General features: G+C 52.9%; 21 protein-coding genes. 2 read left to right on the top strand and 19 right to left on the bottom strand.

All coding sequences use genetic code 11. The features are described 5' to 3' along the window. Positions 1–67: 67 nt before the first annotated feature. The gene (locus HQN87_RS02940; RefSeq protein ID WP_173127408.1) at positions 68–1,468 is read left to right on the top strand and encodes an MFS transporter; all 1,401 of its coding nucleotides are present in this window, start codon (positions 68–70) and stop codon (positions 1,466–1,468) included. A gap of 38 nt (positions 1,469–1,506) precedes the next feature. On the opposite strand, the gene HQN87_RS02935 is transcribed toward HQN87_RS02940, so the two are convergent. From HQN87_RS02935 to HQN87_RS02895, 9 genes are all read right to left on the bottom strand, one after another. Continuing rightward, a complete protein-coding gene (locus tag HQN87_RS02935; protein ID WP_173127406.1) occupies positions 1,507–2,838 on the bottom strand; it encodes a serine hydrolase domain-containing protein in 1,332 nt (443 codons plus the stop codon). Between the two features lie 96 nt (positions 2,839–2,934). Beyond that, positions 2,935–3,243 carry a hypothetical protein gene (locus HQN87_RS02930; RefSeq protein WP_173127403.1) on the bottom strand — a complete coding sequence of 103 codons (309 nt, stop codon included), beginning with the start codon at positions 3,241–3,243 and terminating at the stop codon, positions 2,935–2,937. A 42-nt stretch (positions 3,244–3,285) separates the two neighbouring features. Then, entirely contained in the window at positions 3,286–3,843 is a 558-nt protein-coding gene (locus HQN87_RS02925; protein ID WP_173127400.1) for a GNAT family N-acetyltransferase, read from the bottom strand. Further along, positions 3,840–4,559: a bacillithiol biosynthesis deacetylase BshB2 gene (gene bshB2, locus HQN87_RS02920; protein ID WP_254075323.1), complete on the bottom strand. Its 720-nt coding sequence runs from the start codon at positions 4,557–4,559 to the stop codon at positions 3,840–3,842. Before bshB2 ends, HQN87_RS02925 begins: the two co-directional genes overlap by 4 nt. A gap of 72 nt (positions 4,560–4,631) precedes the next feature. Further along, entirely contained in the window at positions 4,632–4,976 is a 345-nt protein-coding gene (locus HQN87_RS02915; RefSeq protein ID WP_173127396.1) for a YojF family protein, read from the bottom strand. Between the two features lie 185 nt (positions 4,977–5,161). Further along, positions 5,162–6,232 (bottom strand): hypothetical protein, encoded by a 1,071-nt coding sequence (locus HQN87_RS02910; protein ID WP_173127393.1) that lies wholly within the window; start codon positions 6,230–6,232, stop codon positions 5,162–5,164. 156 nt (positions 6,233–6,388) lie between these two features. Beyond that, entirely contained in the window at positions 6,389–7,810 is a 1,422-nt protein-coding gene (locus HQN87_RS02905; RefSeq protein WP_173127390.1) for a sensor histidine kinase, read from the bottom strand. Then, positions 7,788–8,495: a response regulator transcription factor gene (locus HQN87_RS02900; protein WP_173127387.1), complete on the bottom strand. Its 708-nt coding sequence runs from the start codon at positions 8,493–8,495 to the stop codon at positions 7,788–7,790. The genes HQN87_RS02905 and HQN87_RS02900 overlap by 23 nt, the downstream gene beginning before the upstream one ends. 1,153 nt (positions 8,496–9,648) lie before the next feature. Further along, positions 9,649–10,443, bottom strand: a complete 795-nt coding sequence (locus HQN87_RS02895) for an SDR family oxidoreductase (RefSeq protein WP_173127384.1) — start codon at positions 10,441–10,443, stop codon at positions 9,649–9,651. Between the two features lie 156 nt (positions 10,444–10,599). Between HQN87_RS02895 and HQN87_RS02890 the strand changes: the two genes are divergently transcribed. Beyond that, on the top strand, positions 10,600–11,490 hold the full coding sequence (locus HQN87_RS02890; protein ID WP_173127381.1) for a LysR family transcriptional regulator: 891 nt from the start codon (positions 10,600–10,602) through the stop codon (positions 11,488–11,490). Between the two features lie 98 nt (positions 11,491–11,588). Here HQN87_RS02890 and HQN87_RS02885 read toward each other — a convergent pair whose 3' ends face one another. From HQN87_RS02885 to HQN87_RS02840, 10 genes are all read right to left on the bottom strand, one after another. Further along, positions 11,589–12,569 carry an aldo/keto reductase gene (locus HQN87_RS02885; protein ID WP_173127378.1) on the bottom strand — a complete coding sequence of 327 codons (981 nt, stop codon included), beginning with the start codon at positions 12,567–12,569 and terminating at the stop codon, positions 11,589–11,591. A 30-nt stretch (positions 12,570–12,599) separates the two neighbouring features. Then, entirely contained in the window at positions 12,600–14,081 is a 1,482-nt protein-coding gene (locus tag HQN87_RS02880) for an Lsa family ABC-F type ribosomal protection protein (protein WP_173127375.1), read from the bottom strand. Between the two features lie 297 nt (positions 14,082–14,378). Next, entirely contained in the window at positions 14,379–15,233 is an 855-nt protein-coding gene (locus HQN87_RS02875) for an HAD family hydrolase (RefSeq protein WP_173127372.1), read from the bottom strand. A 140-nt stretch (positions 15,234–15,373) separates the two neighbouring features. Then, positions 15,374–16,525 (bottom strand): amidohydrolase family protein, encoded by a 1,152-nt coding sequence (locus HQN87_RS02870; RefSeq protein ID WP_173127369.1) that lies wholly within the window; start codon positions 16,523–16,525, stop codon positions 15,374–15,376. Beyond that, on the bottom strand, positions 16,522–17,586 hold the full coding sequence (locus HQN87_RS02865) for a pyridoxal-phosphate-dependent aminotransferase family protein (protein WP_173127365.1): 1,065 nt from the start codon (positions 17,584–17,586) through the stop codon (positions 16,522–16,524). Before HQN87_RS02865 ends, HQN87_RS02870 begins: the two co-directional genes overlap by 4 nt. 24 nt (positions 17,587–17,610) lie before the next feature. Further along, positions 17,611–18,360, bottom strand: a complete 750-nt coding sequence (locus tag HQN87_RS02860; RefSeq protein ID WP_173127363.1) for an ABC transporter ATP-binding protein — start codon at positions 18,358–18,360, stop codon at positions 17,611–17,613. Continuing rightward, a complete protein-coding gene (locus HQN87_RS02855; RefSeq protein ID WP_173127360.1) occupies positions 18,351–19,115 on the bottom strand; it encodes an ABC transporter ATP-binding protein in 765 nt (254 codons plus the stop codon). The genes HQN87_RS02860 and HQN87_RS02855 overlap by 10 nt, the downstream gene beginning before the upstream one ends. Then, positions 19,115–19,984: an ABC transporter permease gene (locus HQN87_RS02850; RefSeq protein WP_173127357.1), complete on the bottom strand. Its 870-nt coding sequence runs from the start codon at positions 19,982–19,984 to the stop codon at positions 19,115–19,117. Before HQN87_RS02850 ends, HQN87_RS02855 begins: the two co-directional genes overlap by 1 nt. After that, on the bottom strand, positions 19,981–20,970 hold the full coding sequence (locus tag HQN87_RS02845; protein ID WP_254075322.1) for an ABC transporter permease: 990 nt from the start codon (positions 20,968–20,970) through the stop codon (positions 19,981–19,983). Before HQN87_RS02845 ends, HQN87_RS02850 begins: the two co-directional genes overlap by 4 nt. Beyond that, on the bottom strand, positions 20,967–22,586 hold the full coding sequence (locus HQN87_RS02840; RefSeq protein WP_173127354.1) for an ABC transporter substrate-binding protein: 1,620 nt from the start codon (positions 22,584–22,586) through the stop codon (positions 20,967–20,969). Before HQN87_RS02840 ends, HQN87_RS02845 begins: the two co-directional genes overlap by 4 nt. Positions 22,587–22,678 lie beyond the last annotated feature (92 nt).

Genomic DNA, 22,678 nt, shown 5'->3' with positions numbered 1-22,678 from the left:
GAAATGCGTTGGAGTAAATAACTCATATCCTGTACGATAACTGTACAGCACTTGAGGGGGAATAACAATGAATGCACGGAACTGGTGGTTAATGATATCCGTTGGGCTGGGAATCATGCTTAACCCGCTTAACTCTTCGATGGTAGCTGTGGCGATTCCCAGGCTGCAGCACGTATTCGGGCTTGAGTTCACTGTGGTTTCCTGGATTATTTTTTCGTTCTATATTGGCAGTGCGGTTGCCCAGCCTGTCATGGGCAGAGCCAGCGATATCTTCGGCCGCAGGAGAATATTCCTGGCCGGACTGGTAATTGTCTTCGCAGCCTCCCTGCTCGCTCCTTGGTCTCCGGGCTTCGGGGGACTCGTCGTTCTGCGGATTATCCAATCCATCGGAACCAGTATGGTGGTGGCTGTAGGGATGGCTATCATCCGGGTCAATATTACAGACAAGCAAGCCTCTGCTCTGTCCGTGCTGTCAATGTTTACATCGGGAGCGGCAGCGGTAGGACCGTTCATCGGCGGAGTCTTGATCCATGTGTGGGGCTGGTCTTCAATCTTCTATATTAATCTGCCGTTTGTAACGGCGAGCTTCCTGTTAGCCTGGAGAACCATCCCGCAAGACAAGCCGTCCGCAGCCTTATTACCCAAGCAGTCCTTGCGGCAATGGATGAGCCGGATGGATGTGCCTGGAATCCTGCTGTTCACTGTGGGGCTGGTGGCTGTGCTTGCCCAGCTGCTGTCGGCCAAGTCCTCCGGTCATGTCTCCCTATTCAATGTAGTCATCGGTCTGTCCGGGCTGATCCTGCTTGCGGTCTTCGTAAGGCATGAATTAAGAACAGCGATGCCCTTCATTCCTCTGCGTACCTTCGCCGGGTATCCCGGGCTGATCCGTGTCAATGTCGAATTCATGCTGGTTAATCTATTATTTTATTCCGTCTTCTTCGGTCTTCCGTCTTATTTGCAGCTCGTTCGTCAGGTCAGTGAATTCCACACAGGGCTTCTGATGTTAAGCCTGGGTCTATGCTCGCTAGCCGTTTCTCCAATCGCCGGAAGATGGATCAATGCCTCAGGGCCCCGGCCCGCGCAGGCAGTATCCGCAATCCTCATGACCGTCGGGTCGGTATGGATTGTGATGCTGAATCCGGCCTCGCCTGTAATCAGTATCATCCTGGCACTGGCTGCCTTCGGAATCAGCAACGGACTGAACAACGTCGCCATGCAAGCCGCCTTGTTCAACAACTCGCCGAAAGAGATCATCGGGGTATCCTCCGGCTTATTCAGCACCTCCAGATATTTCGGGACGATCCTCTCCTCCCTGCTGATCGGAATCATCATGGGCAATCAGTTCAGCTTCAGCGGCTTCCGGCTGCTTGGGATCATCCTCGCCGTGATTGCCCTGTGTCTGGTATTCATGTCCCGGCGGCGTTCGGTAGAGACCAAAGGCTCCCATCACAGTCTTGATGACCGCTAGGGAGCGCTTGGAAGACGGGTCTGACCCCGCTGGAAAATCTAAGCTTCGTCCAGAAGCTGCTGCAGCTTGCCTGCAACGGCTTCACTGTCCGGGTATATTTTAGCAGCGCAGGTAAGAATACGTATGGCTCCCTCCCGGTGACCGCCATAACTTAAGGTATCCGCAATCCGCATAAATTCAAAATCCGCTTCATAATACTTATCCTGCTCTAAGCGCCGGATACGCTGGTATTCGTTAATGGCCTCACCTGCGCCGCTCGTGACAACAGTCTTGGCAAGATGATGTACCATCGACTGCTTAAGCTGGCGGACCTCCATGCCCAGCAGCAGATCCAGCATAGGACGGGTCACACTGCTCAGCCACACATGGTCACAGTTGGTCATTACGGAGATGCCGAGATTCTCATCCGGCAGCAGAATCAGCTCACTAAGGAATCCGGTATCCCATCCGGAATGCGAAAGCATCCGGGAGCCATTATAATGGCCCAGGAACCAGCCGAGACCCACATCTTCATGCTCCGGCCCCCAGCCTGTAGCCATAGTAGGGCTCCGCATCTGTTCATAGCTGCCGGGCTGTAGAGCATTATATCTGTCCTGAGCTTGTCCCTGCCTGAGGTGCATCAGCATATATTGGCACATTTCCTGCGCATTCGTATACAGCGTGGAGCTGGGGGCATGCGCTCTATTGTACGGGAACACTTCACTAACATAGGGTCCGTACCCTCTAGAGTTTCTCAGCACATGGGGCGCAGCCAGCACCTGTTCAACCTCCATTTTAAAAAATGAACTCGTGCTCATTCCAGCAGGCTCCAGGAGATTCCGCCGCATATACTCCTCGAAGCTGAGGCCGCTAACCTTGGCAATCAGATCCCCTAGTATCTCATAACCGATATTACTGTAAGCAAAATGAGTACCCGGATCACTCATTAAGTCATGGCGGCGGATTCCTCTGACATACCGTTCAAGACTTCCTTCATCATATTCAGGCCGGTCCCAGCCATAATCGTCCTCATCCGGCATCCCGGAGGTATGATTCAACAATTGTCTTACCGTAATCTGATGATAGCGTTCATCATTCATTTTGAAATACGGAAGATAGGTCACTATAGGTGAGTCCAGCTCTATCTGCCCACGCTCTGCCAACTGCATCACAGCCGTAACTACAAAGGTCTTGGAGACGGATGCCTGGTGAAAAAGAGTGCTGCTAACCACAGGCTCCCCTGTAGCCACATTAGCGCTGCCATACTCTCCTGTAAAAAGAATCTTGTCCTCACTAACGATCCCCACCTGCAATCCGGTAAACGGTCCATTCTCCATAAAGCGGGTCAGCATCGCGTGAAGCTCTTGTACTCTGCTCTGATATGTATTCATTCTGGTTCCCTCAGTTCTTATATGTACTGGATCAATATAACATCCGGGGAGCATACAGAATGTGTAAAAAACAGCTTAATCCGAACTTTACTCAGCCTACCCCTCAACTACATCGGCCCGCAGGTCCGTGGCAATCTCAATCATTACAGGAATGATCGCTTCCGATGAGAGGGCTACGTACAGCTCGCCCATGTACAGCCGGAACGGATACTCCAGTCCCTCATGGCTCCACATGAAGAAGTCCCCCTCGATCGTCATGGTACTCTCCGGCCCCTTCACGGTGAAGACCCCGGAATAGCTGAAGCCGGATTTATCGGCAAAGTATTGCTTGCATTCCTCCAAAGTTATGGCTTGCTCCGCCGTCTCTTCCTGCATGGAACGTGTGATACGACAACGCTGACTCATAGGGTTACCTCCAAGTTGTGAAATTTCATGTGTTGACTCCGGTTATTGCTCCGCCTGTTCGATCAGGTCTGCCGGATTGATCATCGCGAGAATCTGGTGATCCTTCCACACGCCCCGGATCTTCACGTTCAGCCGGGCAATCCCTTCCTTATGGAACCCGGCATTCTCCAGAACGCGGATCGAACCGGGATTGCCCGGAGAGGCTTCACCTGTAATCCGGTGGAACTTCAGTTCCCCGAAGGCATAGCTCACGGCTTGCTTCACAGCCTCCGTCATGTAGCCTTTGCCGTTATAATCTTTGTCGAGACTGTATCCTATCATGCAGCTCTGCAGCGGTCCCCGCACTACAAAAGACAAACCAATGGTACCAATGATGCGGTTGTCTGCCTTGTGAATAACCAGGAAGTCATACCGCTCATCCGCGGCCCGATCCTTGGAATACTGCACTATCTTCTCACGCTGGTACGCTTCCGTGTAGAATTCCTCATTCACCTCCGGCGAATGCTCCTCAAAAAACTCACGGTTGCGCGTGTACATCCCTGTCAACTCTCCGGCATCTGTCTCCTCGGGAAAGCGGAGGTATACCCGTTGTTCTGTCATCTGCAACACTCCAATCCGGCTTCCTCATAGGGTTCCGTGCACTCATTGAACCGGTAGGTCCAGAACCGTTCAGTACCGAACCTCTTGCGGATAACCTCATCATCCGGACGATGGCCGCCAAGCACCTTATCTGCCTGGAACTGGGTGCTGTGCGCCAGAATGGATGCGATTTTGACCGCCAGATGCCGGGTCACATCTATAACTACATCCGCCTGTCCGATGCTGTGCTGATGATGATTAGAGAAGGCTACGCTATGTACAACCGGGCGTTCCGCAGCGGGCAGGCCGGCAAGCGTACGGATCACCGCAGCTCCGGTGGCATCATGGTCAGGATGCACACTGTACCCGGGGTAGAATGTAATGACCAGCGACGGTGTCAGCTCCTTGACCAGCGACAATATGCGGCTATCGAGCAGCGTGCGGTCTTCGAATTCAATCATTTTATCATGGAAGCCCAGCATCCTCAGGTCTTGAATGCCAATGGCCTTACAGGAAGCCAGAAGCTCCCCTCGGCGGATAATCGGCAAGGTGGTGCGGTTCGCGAAGAGTGGAACCCCCATGTTGCGCCCCATCTCCCCCAGCGTCAGACAGGCATAAGTAACTTCAGCCCCGTCAGCGATGTACTTAGCCAGTGTTCCCGCTACAAAGTACGCTTCATCATCGGGATGGGGAAGCACCACCAGGATTCTCTTATTCTTCATAGATCTGTTATTCATGGCTGCTTACTCCTCCGATTTCACAAGTGGAAACGGCATTGCCGTCCATTTAGCCTATAAATTCTTATCTTTTTAAAAAGGGTTCCGGCTAAGCTGTAAAGCGACAATCAATTTGCCCTGACTGTCATGCCCGGCCAGAATCAGCCGCTCTGTGTCGTTCTCATCCACATGGGTAAGTCCCTCGGCATAGATCCAGCCCTTCTCTGTCTTGAGGCCAACCCGGTAGGGGCCGGTCCCGGAGATAGAGCCTACCGTATAGCGGATCACCGCATTGCTGATGAACGCCGATCCAGGCGGACGGGTGCTGTCGAAATGACTGGCATAAGCTCCTGTCGTAAGCTCAAGGTGAATATATAGTTCCTGTCCGGCGAACCGGTCAATTTGAGTCTGAATAAGGTGGGGTTGAATGAGCTGCATATTGTCCTCCTATAGTGTAAAAGATGGCTTCTTCCAGTGCATTCATTATACATGAAAACCCCGAAGCTCAAAACCTGTGACAGTTGCACCAGCTACCTTGACAAATCAACAGAAAAAGAGCCTGCCCAAGGAATTCCATGAATTCCTTAAGCAAGCCGCTGACGGAAGCCCTTTTCCACGCTTAATTACAAATTAACTATAGAGTAGACCTTATCATTAATGAAATAGACGTATTGGTCGCCGTACACCACATACCCTTCATGAACGCTGTCCGGGTCTCCCCAGGAGAGAAGAAGCTCGGTAATCGTCATGCCGCTGACCGCCCGCTCTTCACGGATGGCTGACCACATCTTATCACTGATCTTGAAGGCCGTTTGCGGATTCTTGAAGAACAGTATATCTTCGACATACTCACTATAGTCATCGCGAGGTTCAATCTCGAGCGGAACCTCCTGCCCGTTGGCCCGGCGGATGATCATTTCTAAATTACCATTGGCCGGGTTCGAGCGGAAATTGGCGATGGTTGCTTTCTCAAAGTTCTTGAACGGACTATCTGCAATCAAGGCGTTCCGGGTCCACACCGTTAGTCCATTATAGTAATACTTCAAATAGTCTATACTCTCCATGGTGTACATGGTATTGTCCACAAAATCGTTCAAGTCCAGGACCCACTCGGTTCCGGCTTCATTTTGCATCACAAAATTCTGGTTGTAATCATCAACGTACTGTACACTTTTCACCCAATGGCTTCCCGGATGCCCGTATAAATAGACCTTTTTGCCTAACACAATGCCCATGGTTCCAGGCAGCTTGCTGATGGCGTAGAGCATACTATTACTCTTATTCTTGCCGTCCTCTGTGCTCCAAATGAACAACGATATGGCGCTGGAGGCATATTTGCCGTCAATGGCTCCGAGCTTCAGCAGGGTTTTGAAGGCAACGTAGTTAGCGCTTTTGTACAGTACGGAGTTATCCTTGTTCAGCTTGGCGCTTCCTTTGCTGCCTGTGAGGGTTACGCCAGCGGTATCCGCCGCCACAGTGAAGCCCGGAATCTGCCCCACAAGCTTAACCGGCACATAAGCAGAGCCATTCACGAGTACAGATTTGACTGGCGTAATAAGCAGCTTGCCTTCGACAAACGTAGAAATCTCAGTATACGCTGGCGCGGCTGCGGCCGCTGCCCGTCCGGTGCCTCCTGGATAGATCAGTCCGATCGTCAGCAGCAGAGTGGTGAGCAGTAATGCAATTTTTTTCATAGATGTTCTAATTCCTTCCCCCGATGTAAGTTAGGTGCCCCGGCAAGGTGCCGGAATCTTCCAGATCAGTACATTCGACAAGAAGTTATTTATTTCCTCCATATAAAAGCACGAACCTTATAAAAAAACACGAACTTTGTACTCTTCACCCGTTCTTCACTTCGGAATGCGGATTACAAATACTGACGGCTCTTCTTCCCTGCTCTCCAGCACCAGTGTACCCTCCATCTTCTCCACGTTCTTCTTGGCAATGGATAGTCCAAGTCCTGTTCCCCCGCTTGCTGTCGTCCGGGCTTCATCTCCCCGCACGAACGGATCAAAGATGGTAGACCACAGCTCCTTCGGAATGCCGACTCCATTGTCAGCAATCTCGATGCGGATCTCCGTATCCTCTGGAATGACCGATACCCGGATGCGTGTCCCTTCCGGATTATAGGCGAGCGCATTGGAGATCAGATTATTGATGACGCTGGCGAACAGCTCAGGATCATAGCGGGCATAGACCGCTTCTTCGGGTACCTGAAGCTGAAGCTCGAAGGATTTTTGCTCAATTTCGCCGTAGGTATCGGCAATAATCTCCCGCAAATGGCCGCCCAGCTCAAGGCGCTCTATGCGCAATATGAAATCAGGTGAATCGAGCTTGAGCAGGTCCAGCATATGCTGAATGAGCTTCGTAACCTGCACCGACTTGGTGTAGATATAATTCAGGTATTTCGTCTGCCGCTTCGGGTCGGTAACCCGTCCTTCGATAAGCGCCTGGGCATAGCCCTGAATGCTTGTAATCGGCGTCTTCAGATCATGTGACAAGTCCACCATCAGCCGCTGCTTGCTCTTCTCGGCTTGACGTTTCTCCTCTGTGGTCTTCTCAATCACATCTGCCATATAGTTGAAGCTGTTGCCGATCCGCAGGAACTCTGTCTCCGCATAGAGGGTAATCCGTGTATTGTAATGTCCCTCCATCATGCGGTTCATTCCCTGATTCAGTACCCGCAGCGGCTTCTTAATCCGTCTGGAGACCCAATAGCTGTACACAAAGATCAGCAGGAGCACCAGCCCGCTAACCAAGAAAACATAAAAGAAAACAGAATGATTCAGATAGGCGACCAGGAGCTCGTTATTGATGGACACCTTGATCACATCCCGGGGAATCTTGAGCAGCAGCCAGGCTGCCCCGCTGTCCTCATTAAGGCTGGTAATGGAATAGTAATAGGGCTGATCGCTGCGGTTCTCCAGTCCCTGATACAGACTGTTCTCGTCATAAGCCAGGGTATCATCCTGTTTGTCTCCAACGACACGGATCACCTGCTTGCCGGAATCGAGCAACTCCAGCCAGCCGCCGCTGCGCAGCAGCCGTTTGCTCTCCGGCCCTTGGCCCAGCTCGTCGCGGTAAGCCCCGGCTTCTACGGACAGATCGGGATCAGGAGTCATCCGGTCCCTGAGGACCTGCGTAATATCCTTTTGAACGAATAGATAGACCACTAACACAAGCATCAGCAGCATACAGTTGAACAGCAGGAAGTCGATCGTAAGTGACGATTGCAGCGGCCGGTTATCTCTACTTTTCCACGGGTGCTTCAATTTTGTACCCCAATCCCCTGATCGTCTTCAGGTATTCCGGTCTCTTGGAATCTCGTTCGATCTTGTCGCGGATATTGCTGATATGCACCATAATGCTGTTGTCCTCGTAGACATAGAAATCTTCCCAGACGGTCTCATAGATTTTCTTGCGTGTAAACACACGGCCCGGCTGCTGCATCAGCAGCTCCAGGATCTTGTATTCGGTTGAGGTCAGGGCAACAGCTTCCCCGGCTACCTCCACCTGGCAGGTGCTCCGGTCCAGGGTCAGCCTTCCCAGCACAATCTGCTCACTCGGTTTCTCTTCCTCCACCGCCTGGGCATCGAACTGATGCACCCGCCGCAGCATGGCCCCGGCACGGGCAACAATCTCCAGCGGATTGAAGGGCTTGGCTATGTAGTCGTCCGCCCCAAGCTCAAGCCCCAGGATTTTGTCATGATACTGGCTCTTGGCGGACAGGAACAGCACAGGGAAATGCTCGTGTTCACGAATCCGCTTGAGCAGCTGCAGCCCGTCCATCCCCGGCATCATGATATCCAATATCGCCAGGTCAATCTTGTTGTTCTGCATCACCTTCAGGGCTTCGATTCCGTTCTGTGCCTGCAGAATGTTATATTCCTTCTCCAGATATAGCTGCAGAAGCTCAACAATCTCCGATTCATCATCGGCTATGAGAATGGTATACATGGTGAATCCCCCTCTATCTCGTCATGCAAGCTGCACTAACTGTAACTATAGCCTGCCATTCTTAATCCAGTCTAAACCAAATCTAAAGAAAAACTAAAGAATATATAAGGCGCACACAAGATTTGAACTTGAAGCTTCATCGTCACTGCGGTGAACATTTGGACTTCCGGCCGCTGTTGTCACCAGATTTCTTCTATTGGACTGCTGTGCGCGGTTGAAATCCGGAGTCAAAGGCGGTCGCTACCGCTCCTACAGTTCCAAATTTCCCCTCCGCTTCTTTTGCTTTTTGTTTATTTCTTAAGTGCTTCTTAAGAACTGTCTGCCAGGCGGGGACGTAACTATGTACCTTACTGGACGGTCCTTTAGCTCAGCTTCGCTGCTAAAAAGAAATAATAGCCCGAAACAGACAAAAAGAACAGCCCGCACAGCCAATAATGGCTTAACGGACTGTCTTATGAGGTATATGCTAGTAGAGCATCGGACTTTATACAGTAGATTGAATCAGTAAGATCAAAACACCTACTATTGTGTTCGGTTATTCGCATACATTCAGCCTAAGGACCTTCATGTCAGCAGATTGCGATTGTGTTCGGTTCTCTGTGAAAATACGTCTGGCACTGCGATAAACGCACGGCCTACGCGGCGCTACCAGTCCAATTGTGTTCGGTTTTTCGATTACATTTGACCTATGCGGTGCACCCAGTCCAATTGTGTTCGGTTTTTCGATTACATTCGGCTTACGCGGTGCACCCAGTCTAATTGTGTTCGGTTTTCCGATTACATTCGGCCTATGCGGTGCACCCAGTCCAATTGTGTTCGGTTTTCCGATTACATTTGGCTTACGTGGTGCACCCAGTCCAATTGTGTTTGGTTTTCCGTTAAAATATGTTAAATAAATGAAAAGACAACGTTCTGTTTTTTAGCCACGCTGCTCATTTTCATGCTGGAGTTGTGCCTTGAAAACATGTTTGTTTTCCCATACATTGACCCGATTACCTTCGCGCCAGCCTTAATGTGCAAGGTTTTTCGCATACATCTGTCCCAATGACTTCACTCTTATCGTCCTTCTGGCTTCATCGCGCCCACTCCACCTTTTTAAATCTGACGCTGTGCTAGCTTAGGCAACTCTTAGCGGGGAATGTGCTACACATCCTTACACCGTAGGTACGGTTCCCCCGTCAATCACGTACTCAGCACCCGTAATGGAGGCAGCACGGTCCGAAGCGAGGAAGGCTACCAGTTCACCCACCTCTTCAGGGAAGCCGGGACGGCCAATGGGGATGCCGCCCAGCGAATCCATCACGGACTGCAGCGCACTTTCCACACTGCCTGTCACCTTCGCAATATTCTCCATCATGGCATCGGCTGCAGTGGTTTGAATGAAGCCCGGTGCGACCCGGTTCACTCGGATGCCCTGCGGAGAAAATTCCTTGGACAGGCTTTTGCTGTAATTGCTTAACGCAGCTTTGGCGGCTGCATAGGGGATGGTCGATTCGATCAGCGGCAGCACTCTTTGAATGGAAGAAATATGGATGATGACTCCCTTGCCCTGCTCCAGCATGAGCGGGATCAGCCCCCGGTCCAGCCGGACGGCTGCCAGCAGGTTCAAATTCAGCGCATCCATCCAGTGTTCATCGCTAGCTGCCAGGAATCCCCCAGGAGGTGTAGAGCTGCCCCCGATGTTATTCACTACGATATCAATGCTGCCGAACCGTTCCTTGACCGCTGCAATCACTTTCTCCACACCTTCTTGCTTAGACAGATCTGCCCCAACGAATAATCCCGAATCTGCCAGATCAGCCGGGACGGTGCGGGCAGTTGTCATCACGGTAGCGCCAGCCGCCTTAAATCTGTTGACGATAGCTTCACCCATTCCTTTGGTTCCGCCTGTGACCAATATTTTTTTGCCTTCGTATTCTGTCATGGGGTTTGCATAAGTGATTGTCATTGTTACAGCCTCATTTCATTAGATATTCCTCGTTCGAGCTGCCAGGTGCAGCCCTTCAGGGTCTATATTGATCTTAAGCTTGATTAAGTTGTGCGTCTAATTTATTATTTTCATTAAATCCATTACTAATATTAATATAAAAGGAGCCTAGTCTGAATGGAGCTTACACAATTGGAGTACTTCCTGACGGTAGCCCGGCTCGAACATATGACCTCTGCTTCCAAGGCCCTGCGCATCACTCAGCCTGCTCTGAGCCATGCGATTTCCAAGCTGGAAAGTGAGCTGGGCGTTCCTTTATTCGAGCGGAAGGGCCGTAACGTCCAGTTGAACCGCTATGGGGTTATGTTCAGTTCATGGGTCGAAGAAGCGCTGCGGAATATCGGTAACGGTGTACGGGAGATCGGGGAATGGTCGAATGCCGAGAGCGGGATCATTCATATATCATATCTGAATATTCTTGGTGTGGACCTGATCCCTTCGCTCATCAGGGATTATCAGGCAGATCACCCCAAGGTCCGGTTTGACCTGTATCAGGGGAATCACGGAGACATAGACGAAGCGCTGGAGAACGGCACCTCCGATATGCTGATCACCTCCAGAGAGACTACGACTGAGGATAATGAATGGATGATGATCCGCAGAATGCCGATTTATATCGTGGTCTCCAGCAGCCACCGGTTCGCCTCCCGCACCAGTCTGAGTCTGTTCGAGCTGTCGGGTGAGCCGTTTGTCGGGCTGAAGACGAACTGCGGGCTGAAGAACACCATTACCTCCCTCTTCCAAAATACAAATTTCGAGCTGGCCTCCACCTATTATGCAGAAGACCTGATTACTGTAGCCGGCTTCATCAAAGCCGGGCTGGGTGTCTCCGTGCTGCCGCAGACGCTGGGCCTGATGCTGGACGGCCTGGTCTGGATTCCGATTGAGGAAGAGGGCTGGGAATGGGAGGTCGGGTTAAAATGGCGCCGGAGCCACTACTTGTCCCCTGCCTCCCGCCGCTTCCTGGATTATATTCAGCAGACTGCACTGGAGCCTGTGCGAGGTTAGCTCATCTGGCCCTGCAGTCAAGATAACAAAAAGGAGCAGCTCTCCACTAAGGGGGAACTGCTCCTTTGCTCTTTATAATGTAACAGCCTTCTGCTTCCTTACAGGGCTCCGACGACAGGATGGGGAACATAATGCTCCTCCAGGGAGGCCACTTCTTCAGAAGTCAGCTGAATGGAGAGTGCACCTGCTGCGTCCGTGAGATGGGATATCTTCGTTGCACCAATAATCGGAGCGGTTACCGGCTGCTTCTGCAGTAGCCAGGCCAGAGCGATCTGGGCACGCGGAACACCGCGCCGCTCAGCAATGACGGCAACCTGCTCAGCAATCAGACGGTCGGTGGCTGCTGTAGCGTCATATTTGGACTTCTGGAACTGGTCCGTCTCAGAACGCGAAGTGGATTCCGCATAGTCGCGGGTCAGCCTTCCGGAAGCCAGCGGACTGTAGGGAATAACTGCGATTCCCTCCTCCTTGCACAGCGGCAGCATCTCACGCTCTTCTTCACGGTAGATCAGATTCAAATGATTCTGCATCGACACAAACCGCGTCCAGCCTCTGGTCTCGGCAACATACAGCGCCTTCTGGAACTGCCAAGCATACATAGCGGAAGCTCCGATATACCTGGCCTTGCCGGATTTCACCACATCATGCAAGGCTTCCATCGTCTCTTCGATGGGAGTAGTATAATCCCAGCGGTGAATCTGGTACAGATCGACATAATCGGTTCCCAGACGTTTAAGGCTTTTATCAATCTCGCTCATAATTGCCTTGCGGGATAAGCCCCCGCCGTTCGGACCGGGGTGCATCTGTCCATGAACCTTAGTAGCCAGGACAATCTCATCCCGGTTCGCGTAATCCTTCAATGCCCGGCCCACGTATTCCTCGCTTGTCCCCATGGAATAAATATTAGCCGTATCAAAAAAGTTGATCCCGAGCTCCAGCGCTTCCTTAATAATAGGCCGGCTCTGCTCTTCATCCAGTACCCATGAATGCACCCACTGCTTGGCATCCCCAAAGCCCATACAGCCAAGACACAGCCGCGATACGTCAAGTCCTGTATGTCCCAGTTTCACATATTCCATTGATCGTTCCCCGCTTTCCTGTAGTGATTTTCAATCCAAATCATACTGCTTGGTGGCGATGTTCGCGCAGAATTCCCGGTCATGCTCTACAAACAGGATCGTCGGCGTGTATTCCAGCAACAGCTCCTCAATCTGCATCCGGGAGATGACATCAATGAAGTTAAGCGGCTCGTCCCAGATATGCAGATGCACCTTCTCGCTGAGGCTTGCGGCAATCAGCACCTTCTTCTTCTGCCCGCCGCTAAGCGTGGACATCTCCTTCTCCAGCTGAAGCCGCGAGAAGTCAAGCTTCCGCAGAATCGACTTGAACAGGCTCTCGTCTATCCCCCGCTCTCTGGCATATTCGCTCAGGCTTCCCTTTAGCTGCGAAGTATCCTGGGTTACATAAGAGATTGCCAGCTGGCTGTCCTTGACGAAGACACCGGTATAATTCATGCTCTCCCCGCAGATCAGCTTGAGGATACTGGACTTCCCGGAGCCGTTGCTCCCGGATAAGGCAATCCGGTCTCCCTGTTCAATGGTTAAGCTCACGCTGGAGCATACGGCCTTGTCCCCATAACGTATCGAGACCTCCTCCAGCTCCACCAGCCGCTCTTTATGATAGGGAAGCTGTGAGATCTTCAGACTGTCTGAGCTTTCCAGGTTCCGCAGCAGCTTCGATTTCTCGGCGATGGCGGTTTCCTGCCGCTGCTGGATCGACTTGGAACGTTTCATCATTTTGGCGGCTTTATGGCCGACATAGCCTTTATCCAGCTTGGAGCCGGAATTCCGCGTACCATTCTTGGATTTCTCGACTTCATGTGCCCAGCCGCCTGTCCTTTTGGACGAGTCCGACAAGCGCTTAATGTCCTTCCGCAGCTTCTCGTCCTCCGCCAGCTCGAACTGATCCTGTCTGGACTTGTTCTCCCACCAGCTGCTGAAGTTCCCTTTCTGGATCTCAATATTGGTCTTGTTGATCGACAGAATGTGGTCTACACAGTTATCCAGAAAAGCCCGGTCATGCGATACCAGAATATAACCGCGCTTGGTGCTGAGGTAGTCGCTGACCAGCTTACGCCCCTTCACATCCAGATGGTTGGTCGGTTCATCAATCAGCAGGAACTGGTTCTCCTTCACAAACAGGGCGGCCAGCAGCACCTTCGTCTGCTCCCCGTTCGACAGGGATTGGAACGGCCGGTACAGCACATCCTCTGCTACCCGCAGCAGGGACAACTCGCGCATTAATTTCCAGTGCTCCATCTCCGGGTCTATCTCATGGATGACATCCAGGGTCTGGCCCGCAGGATCAGCAACCACATACGGGAAATATTCAAAGCTAACCTGTGCCGATATCGTTCCGCTATATTCATATTTGCCGAGCAGCAGGTTCAGGAAGGTGGTTTTGCCCCGGCCGTTGCGGCCCGTGAAGCCCAGCTTCCAATCGGTATCGAGCTGAAAATTCACCTGCTCAAATATATTATCGTAAGTGCCCTCATAGGCAAACGTAAGATTGCTTACATTGATCAATGACATACAATATCCTCCTGTACCAAATAATAAAAGCTGCAAGAAGGGGATCTTCTTACAGCTCAAATAAATACAGCAAATTCAGCCCCGGACAGACTTGCACCCGGAGAGACCTGAATAAGGATATTTGGATTGAGTGAAAAGATGCAGACCCTTCTTGCATATAAACCATAAAACGCGCGCCACAAATAACGCTCTTTTATTGTTCACATTACGCAAGAAATTTCCGCACGATACTCTTCAACTCCAATCGCTTTAGTTACCAGCATTTTAACATGAGTCTTCCCGGATATCAACTTCGGGTTAGATCATTCCATGCTTTCGGAAGCAGTTATACAGTCCGTCGTCCTCGATATTGTCTGTGATCTCATCGGCAATGAATTTGAGCGGCTCCCTGGCGTTGCCCATGGCCACCCCCACCTGCACATATTCCAGCATCTCCATATCATTAAGTCCATCCCCGATGGCCATGCTGTGTTCACGGGGAATATTCAAATGGTTCAGTACATCAGCAATGGCCGAGGCCTTATGGATACCCGGCATCATCAGCTCCCCGCTATGCTCACCGAAGATAGGGATGGAGCACTGAATCGCCGTGAACCGGTCCTGCAATTCCTCCTGGATCTGGTGAAAGGGCAGGCTGCTCTCCAGAAAACAAATTTTGTTAACGTCATCCAAATATAATTCTTCGTCTCCATAAGTGAGCGTAGCGATATAAGGATGCGGTGACAGCCGCTTTCTCTCCTGCGCCTCAGGATCATTCAGCAGATCGCCATAGATTCTGCGTTCCAGATGGGGCTGCAAATTCCGGCTTCCGTGGAGGGCAGTATTGGACTCCAGAATGAAATCCACCCCGTTGGCGTTGAAGTAATCCACCAGATGCCTGGCATCCTCCGGGGTCACTTTTTTATGGTAAAGCATCTCATTCCCGTTCTCAACATATCCGCCTGCCGCTCCAATCAACCCGTCGAAGCCGATGTCCCAGATGTAATCATAGATCTCAGCCTTGGAGCGGCCTGTGCACAAGTACAGCAAATGCCCGTTCTTCCGTGCCTGCCTGCACGCCTGGATTGCCGATTCCGGGATGATCCCGTTCTCCATGAGAAGCGTTCCGTCAATATCTATGAAGACAATTTTTCTATTATTCTGCTGGTTCATGAATGTCTCTCCCCCTTGGTTATGGTTCCACTGAACTATAAGCTATGAAATGCGTTCCAAGTCAAGGGTTATTATCTGGCCGATTCATCCATTGCAGATCTGTCCACATAAATAGCAATTTCAGCCCGTGACTCCCTCCGCTACATCAGATCCGCTTCCTGCGCTCCGGTAATAACCGTAACAATGCTTGTACGAAGCTGGTCGGCGTTCTTGGCCTGATACGGATCGGCTGCGTAGATTACGGCATCGGCTATATAGCCTTCGGCAATCTGCCCCAGCTCATGTCCGCTTCCGAGAATCGCGGCGGCGTCCCGGGTAGCTGAGCGCCAGGCTTCCGCCCGGCTCAGGCCGTAATCCAGCAGCGTGTCGAATTCCTGCAGGTTATAGCCATGCAGCGCAGGCGTAGCATAATCCGTGCCGAATCCAAGGCGTACCCCTGCCTGTCTGGCATACCCTATAGCTGTTGCATGGGCATCAGCAGCCCGGGCTGCCCGGTCACAGATGACCGGATTCAGCGCCAGCACTCCCTTGGGATCGGCAGCGATCCGGTAGATGGAAGCCGTCGGCACGTAAGCCACGCCGGACTCGGCCAGTCTTCCGGACTGATCCCGGGTCAGAAACATCCCATGCTCGATGGAATCCACCCCGGCCTGGATGGACCAGTCAATCGTCACACCGCCCCAGGTATGTACCAGGACCTTCTTCTGGTTGGCGTGGGCATGGCGGACGATGAAGCCGAATTCTGCTTCGGAGAAGTTCGGCTCCGTTACCTTCTCGGTGGGGGCGCCCAAGCCGCCGGTGGCCATGATTTTGACCCAGCCTGCTCCGGTAGCGTAGATCTCGTTCAGACGCTGCTCCAGATGCTTAATCCCCTTGGCATCCGCTGTGCCCAGCATGTCACTACTGGTCTGCACGCGCAGCGGCTGCTGATAATACTTCACGATATGCCGGATCGTAGCAGGCAGAATGCCGCCGGCGTCGCGGGCCGTAGTTACGCCAGTCCGCAAGGTAGCGGCAAAAGCTTCCGCCTGCATCCCCTCAATCTCGCGGCTGTCTCTGCGGAGCTGGTCCGCATGGTCGAAATCGGTCCAAGCGAGATGGGTATGCAGATCCAGAATGCCTGGGCTGATCCATAGCTGCTGCTGGGGTGCCTCCGCTTCTCCCTGCTGCGGGACCGATTCAGCCACCTTCGTGAACCGCCCGTTCGTCAGCTCGATATCGAACCGCTTCTCCTCGATACCTGCAATATGAATTCCGCTATAGGCCTGGAACTGAGGCTGCTTGAGGATCATTCCGCATCACTCCAAACCTGGCGGACGGCCTGCACGGCCTGTCCCGCGTCCTGCTTCAGCAGTCTGGCAAGCGTCTGCACCGCAGATTCAACACTGTCACGGCTGGCATTCGTGCCGAAATGATTGATCCGCAGCAATTGGCCGAACAATTCCCCGTCACCTGGAGCCACGATCCCCATAGGCTGCTTGATCAGCAGAAGCTGTTCGTCGTTAATCCGTACTGTAGTAGTCAGCGTGGAATAATGCCGGCTGTCCTTCTGCCACGCTTCCAGCCCCAGCTCCGAGATACCGGCTATGGCAGAAGCGGCTGCCCGTTCATGACGCTTAATCACCTGAGACAGCCCCTCTTCGGCAACAGCTTCCAGGGCTTCAATTAGCGCTCTGGCCTCGAGTACCGGAATATTCGGCGGGACGCGAAGCGGCGCTGTACCATCCGGGGACGGCTTGATATCCAGCAAAGACAGAATGGAATTACGGGGGGCCCGCTCATTCGATTCCAGGAAGGCCCAGCCGCGGGGTGAAATACTGACTGCACTGACCCCGTTGGGTCCGGCGAGCGCTTTTTGTGCACCAATTACGGCAAAGTCCACTTCCCACTCATCTACGTTCAGCGCTTCTCCCCCGACTGCCGAGACCGAATCGGTTACGGTAATCAGGTGATGTCTGCGCGCCAGCTTGAAGATCTCCTCCGCAGGATTAGAGCCGCCTGTAACAACTTCCGCTTGAACGAAGGACAGCGCAACCGGCTGGTAACGTTCAATCGCAGCAGCAACCTCCTCCACTGTAACTACCTGGTCAAAAGGAACCTTCACTTGCGCAACGGTTGCCCCGCCGCGCTCCAGCCACTCTCCAAACAAGCTGCCGTAAGGGCCGGTCACGATGTTCAGAATCGTCCGGCCAGGGGCCGCGATCCCCGCAGCTACCGCCTCAATGCCTATGATCGCCTCACCCGGAATGATCACCGGAGGATGCTGTGTCCCCAAGAGACGGGACAGCTCTTGCGTTAACGTGTCCAGCTCAGATAATGACAACGGTACAAATCCTGTATATTTGCGGTTCATATAGACCTCCTGATGGTATGAATTTTAACGCGGCATCTTCGGAACCGCAGACAACAGCTCACGGCTGTATTCGTGCTTGGGACGAATGAAGAATTCATCCTTGGTATTCACCTCTACCAGCTTCCCCTGACGCATGACGGCAACCGTATCGCTGACGGCATGAATAACCCCCAGATCGTGGGAGATGAACAGCATGGTAAGATGAAGCTCTGTCCGGAGGGTATGGAACAGCTCCAGCACACTCCGCTGCACAGATACATCCAGCGCGCTTGTGGGTTCATCCGCGATCAGCAGGCTGGGCTCCACACTAAGGGCGCGGGCAATCGCAATCCGCTGACGCTGGCCGCCGGAGAATTCATGCGGATATTTGTCCAGTGATCTCGCTTCCAGTTGAACCCGGTCAAGCAGCTCTGTACTTCTGCGCCCGACCTGCGAACGGTCTACAATCCGGTGGAACAGCAGCGCTTCAGCCAGGATCTGCCGGACCGTATGCCGGGGATTCAGCGAGGCATCCGGGTTCTGGAAGATCATCTGGATCTGCTTGTGCTGCTCCTTGCTCCGCTTCTTGCGTAATTCCTCTGAACCGAGCAGAATCTGTCCCTCGTCGGGAGCAATTAATCCGGCGATAACCCGGGCCAGTGTGGACTTCCCTGACCCTGACTCTCCGACCAGTCCCAGTGTAGTATGCTGCTCAAGCTCCAGCCGTATATGATCTAGTGCGGTGAATCCGCCGTAACGGACGGTTAGATCCTGCACCTGTAACGCTAGTTCCATGAGGTTCTGCCTCCTTCAAGCTCCGGCAGGGGAAGCACCGAGTCGATTAACATCTGTGTATAAGCTTCGGCAGGCTGCCTCAGCAGACGGTGTGTCTCCCCATGCTCTATCATCCGGCCCTGCTTCATGACCACCAGCCGGGAGCACAGATTGGCCGCAATCGCCAGGTTGTGGGTGACGAAGACCATGGCGAAGCCCAGCTCCCGCTGCAGACTGGTTATCGTATCCATAATCTGTTGTTGAACGGTCACATCCAGCGCCGTTGTCGGCTCATCGCAGAGCAGAATGCCCGGCTTGCAGGCCAGCGCCATAGCAATGACCACCCGCTGGCACTGGCCGCCGGAGAGCTGGCCCGGATAACGGTCTTTGGTTCTCAGCGAATCTGGAAGACCCAGCCGTTCGAGCAGCTCCAGGGCAATGGTCCGCGCGGCCTTGTGAGTAGTCTTTTGTCTATAATATACGACCTCTGTCAGTTGCTTCACTACCGGGCAGAGCGGATCGAGCGCACCTCTGGGGTCCTGGAACACCATGCTGCTGCTCACCTTACTGCGGATCGTCCCGCCAGTCTGCTCCACTCCGCGCGGCAGGAGGCCGAGAATCGCCCGCAGGGTCAGCGATTTGCCGGAACCGGATTCGCCTACAAGACCCAGGCTCTCTCCGCGTTCCAGCGAGAAGCTTATATTATGAACGAGTTTCTCTTGCGACTTGGCGGCGAGTGTCAGCGATTCTACTTCCAGTATGGGCTGTGTAGTCATTATTTTTTCCTCCAGATATCAGCCAGGCCATCTCCCAGAAGAGACAGCGCAATTCCCGTATACACCACCGCGAAGCCCGGAACCGCCGACAGCCACCAGGCTGTGGTAATGAACGGTTGTCCATCGGAGATCATCGTCCCCCAGTCCGGTGTCGGCGGAGCAATCCCGATCCCCAGATAACCCAGCGTAACAATGGCTACCAGGAGGCCGATCATATCCGTCATCAGCACAACAACGGCTTGCGGCAATACATTAGGCAGGAGATGGCGCAGAATAATGCGGATACCGGGCAGACCCAGCGTCTGGGCGGATGCGATCCACTCCTGCTTGCGGAAGGAAGCGCTGAGACCTCTGACCACACGGGCGAACACAATCCAGCCTACAAGGATGAAGGTGATGTATATTCCCCGCTCCCCGGCACCGCTGGCGAAGGCCACGATAATGACGATCAGATAGAAGGGAAAGGCAATGAAAGTGTCTGTGATCAGCGAAATGATTCTATCGGTCCATTTGCCGTAATATCCTGAGATCATTCCCAGCATGACTCCCGTGCAGAACGGGATGATCTCGGCCAGAATCATGATCGTCAGATCGGTCCGGGCGGCATACAGCAGTCTGGTGAACAAATCCCGGCCAAGCTGGTCGGTTCCAAGCCAGTGGGCAGAGGATGGCGGCTGCAGGAATGCGCTCAGATTCTGCTCCGACGGCTGGTAAGGACTTAAGTAAGGAATGAACAAGGCCAGCAGAATAAGGATGGCGAACATGATGATCCCGATCAGCAGTGAGGGGGTCTTCCCTATCTGTCTGAGTGTGCTTAGCGTCTTCCCCGATTCCGGCAACGATGGATCTAGATGGGTAGTAGTATTCATTGGTTCTCCTTCGTTCTGGGATCGAGCCACCCGGAGATAATTTCAATCAGCAGACTGATGATCACGACAGCCAGTGCACAATAGAGCGCGATCCCCTGGATCACCGGGAAATCCCGGTTCGAGATGGAGGTGAACAGCAGACTGCCGATACCCTTGATGCCGAAGACCTGTTCCACCACGAGCGTTCCCCCGATCAGATAAGAGATATTCACTCCGAGCAGCATCAGCGTCGGCAGCGCCGAATTCCGCAGGACATGCTTGAACAGGATCACCCTGGAGGGGATTCCTGCGGCTCTTAGTGTGACGACAAATTCGGATTCCAGCACCTCTAGCATCTGCGCACGCAGCGAGCGGACCAGCGTAGGAATCTGTGAAAAAGCAATCGTTACCGCTGGCAGCACCAGACTATGGAGCGTGCCAAGCCCCCCTTCGCTAATCCCGCCGACCGGGAACCAGCCGAGCCGGACACTGAAGAGCAGAATGAAAAGAATGCCAACCCAGAAGACCGGCATCCCGAGAGTAATGGCAGGAATAATACGGATCAGGTGATCCAGCAGCTTATCCTTGTGGGTGGCTGCAACCGTTGCCAGCAGGAGGGCGGTAACAATCGCCAAGATTGAGGCAATCCCAATCAGCAGCAAGGTGACGGGTGCGCGCTCTACAATCAGCTCACGCGACGATGTGCCCACAATAATCGAGTTGCCGGTATCTCCCTGAGTGAACAGCATCTTCACAAACCGGATGAACTGCTCCCATAACGAGAGATCCAGCCCCAGCGTGTGATGCATGTTCTTCAGCGCTTCAGGCGTACTGTATTCTCCGAGGATCATTTTGGCAGGATCACCTGGTACAATTCGGATCAGAAAAAAAACGGCCGTCATTACGCAGAGGATAACAATTAAGGCTCTTACAAGGGCCAGGATCAGCCACTTGTAAGAACCATTGTGTCCAGCTGCACCCGTTAGGGTCCGCTTGGAGTTCATCATTTGAGGGTGCGGACATCTTCCAGACGGAGGCTGCCGTTAGGCAGAACAACCAGTCCGTCTACAGAAGAACGGGCGCCGATCAGAATATCCGGGTAGTACAGCGGAAGGTAAGGCACTTCATCCGCCAGCGTCTGCAGCAGCTTGGAATAGATCCCGGCCCGCTCTTCACCGTCGGCTGTCTTCTGGCCTTCATATAACAGCTTCGTTACCTCCGCATTCGTGTAATGCGTCCAGTACGATTTGCTGAAGCCTTCCGGATCGGTCTGGAACGCCAGAATCGAGTTCGCTTCCGGGGAGTCCGCCTGCCCGCTGTTCAGCATCGCTGCGAAATCATAAGCGAAGAAGCGTTCGCGGAAGGTGGCCAGCTCGATGGATTCAATCTCAATCTTGATTCCAATCGCCTGTCCGGCGGCCTGGATGATCTGGGCCTCCTGCGCTCTTGTACTGTTGCCGGAAGCGATTAGCAGCTTGGTGGAGAATCCGTTAGGAAAAGCGGATTTGGCCAGCTCTGCCTTGGCTGCCGCCGGATCAAAATTCAGCGCCTTAAGGGTATCATTGGCGTTGTACGGGATCGTTGGCGGCAGCAAGGAATTCGCGGTCTGCGCGTATCCGAAGGTTAGGGCTTTGGTCAGACCGTCACGGTCTAGCGCCAGTGCCAGTGCCCGGCGGACATGCACATCGGAGAAGTGCTTATCCAGGGTGTTGAAGAACAACTGCTCAGTAACCCAACTGCCGTTCGTGACCACCGTGGTATCTGTACCATCCTTAATCTCCCCCGCATTCTGCAGGGACAATGCTTCAACCGCATCCACTGCGCCAGCCTTAAGCTGGTTAATGGCCTGGCTGTCATCCTGGATCAGCTTATATACGAGCTTGTCGATATAAGGCTTCCCTTCCTTCCAGTAATTCGTATTCTTAGTGAAGGTAACATCGCCCGCCGGGTCCCATGCTTCAATCACGAAGGGGCCGGTACCCACCGGTTTCTTGAAGAATTCCTCTTCAGACACTCCGCCGAAGTTATTCGGAAGGATGCCGTTAGAGAAGTTCGACAGCTCCGAGATGAACGGGGTGTAGGGTTCTTTTAGCGTAATTACGAGTGTCTTCTCATCCTGTGCCTTAAGGGTATCCACCTTGGCGGAGATGGCCAGCGGACCTCCCACGCTCAGATGACGCTGTAGAGAGAACACTGCATCTTCTGCTGTGACCGGCGTACCGTTCGAGAATTTCAACCCGTCACGCAGCACGAAGGTATACGTTAACCCGTCTTCGCTGATCGTATGCGACTGGGCAAGCTGATCTGTAATTTCACCCTTGCTGTCAAAAGCAACCAGCGATTCAAACACTTTATCAATCGCAAATGCGTTATTCGACGTAATCTGGTTATGCAGATCAAACGAGGTCACCGAAGCCGGGCGGCCATAGACAAACGTGCCTCCAGACGCTGGCTCTGCCGTGCTTGCACTTTCTGTTGCGGCTGGGCTCGCACTTACTTGAACGCCCTTACTCGAATCCGTATTATTAGCAGACCCGGAGCAGCCGGCAAGCAGCATAACAAACAATACTGCGAGTGTGCTCAGCCCTGCTGTTTTTCTCTTAGAAGCATTTAATTTAATCACGTGTGATCCACCCTTCCTATAAATCATATATGTTTAGTATGGATTGTATTATGGATCAGACCTCTTCTTCTGTCAAACAAAAGTTGATCCGG

The sequence above is a fragment of the Paenibacillus tritici genome (assembly GCF_013204885.1).
Taxonomy (GTDB): domain Bacteria; phylum Bacillota; class Bacilli; order Paenibacillales; family Paenibacillaceae; genus Paenibacillus_AQ; species Paenibacillus_AQ tritici.
Note: the sequence above shows the minus strand (reverse complement) of the source record. Positions and strands in the feature narration are given on the sequence as shown.

Coding starts and splice junctions, on each gene's coding strand:
- HQN87_RS02845 (WP_254075322.1), bottom strand. CDS start 20,970: ATGATGAACTCCAAGCGGACCCTAACGGGTGCAGCTGGACACAATGGT.
- HQN87_RS02870 (WP_173127369.1), bottom strand. CDS start 16,525: ATGATCCTCAAGCAGCCTCAGTTCCAGGCCTATAGCGGAATTCATATT.
- HQN87_RS02925 (WP_173127400.1), bottom strand. CDS start 3,843: ATGACAGAACAACGGGTATACCTCCGCTTTCCCGAGGAGACAGATGCC.
- HQN87_RS02850 (WP_173127357.1), bottom strand. CDS start 19,984: ATGAATACTACTACCCATCTAGATCCATCGTTGCCGGAATCGGGGAAG.
- HQN87_RS02930 (WP_173127403.1), bottom strand. CDS start 3,243: ATGAGTCAGCGTTGTCGTATCACACGTTCCATGCAGGAAGAGACGGCG.
- HQN87_RS02910 (WP_173127393.1), bottom strand. CDS start 6,232: ATGAAAAAAATTGCATTACTGCTCACCACTCTGCTGCTGACGATCGGA.
- HQN87_RS02855 (WP_173127360.1), bottom strand. CDS start 19,115: ATGACTACACAGCCCATACTGGAAGTAGAATCGCTGACACTCGCCGCC.
- HQN87_RS02900 (WP_173127387.1), bottom strand. CDS start 8,495: ATGTATACCATTCTCATAGCCGATGATGAATCGGAGATTGTTGAGCTT.
- HQN87_RS02880 (WP_173127375.1), bottom strand. CDS start 14,081: ATGTCATTGATCAATGTAAGCAATCTTACGTTTGCCTATGAGGGCACT.
- HQN87_RS02895 (WP_173127384.1), bottom strand. CDS start 10,443: ATGACAATCACTTATGCAAACCCCATGACAGAATACGAAGGCAAAAAA.
- HQN87_RS02875 (WP_173127372.1), bottom strand. CDS start 15,233: ATGAACCAGCAGAATAATAGAAAAATTGTCTTCATAGATATTGACGGA.
- HQN87_RS02940 (WP_173127408.1), top strand. CDS start 68: ATGAATGCACGGAACTGGTGGTTAATGATATCCGTTGGGCTGGGAATC.
- HQN87_RS02915 (WP_173127396.1), bottom strand. CDS start 4,976: ATGCAGCTCATTCAACCCCACCTTATTCAGACTCAAATTGACCGGTTC.
- HQN87_RS02885 (WP_173127378.1), bottom strand. CDS start 12,569: ATGGAATATGTGAAACTGGGACATACAGGACTTGACGTATCGCGGCTG.
- HQN87_RS02860 (WP_173127363.1), bottom strand. CDS start 18,360: ATGGAACTAGCGTTACAGGTGCAGGATCTAACCGTCCGTTACGGCGGA.
- HQN87_RS02890 (WP_173127381.1), top strand. CDS start 10,600: ATGGAGCTTACACAATTGGAGTACTTCCTGACGGTAGCCCGGCTCGAA.
- HQN87_RS02865 (WP_173127365.1), bottom strand. CDS start 17,586: ATGAACCGCAAATATACAGGATTTGTACCGTTGTCATTATCTGAGCTG.
- bshB2 (WP_254075323.1), bottom strand. CDS start 4,559: ATGAATAACAGATCTATGAAGAATAAGAGAATCCTGGTGGTGCTTCCC.
- HQN87_RS02935 (WP_173127406.1), bottom strand. CDS start 2,838: ATGAATACATATCAGAGCAGAGTACAAGAGCTTCACGCGATGCTGACC.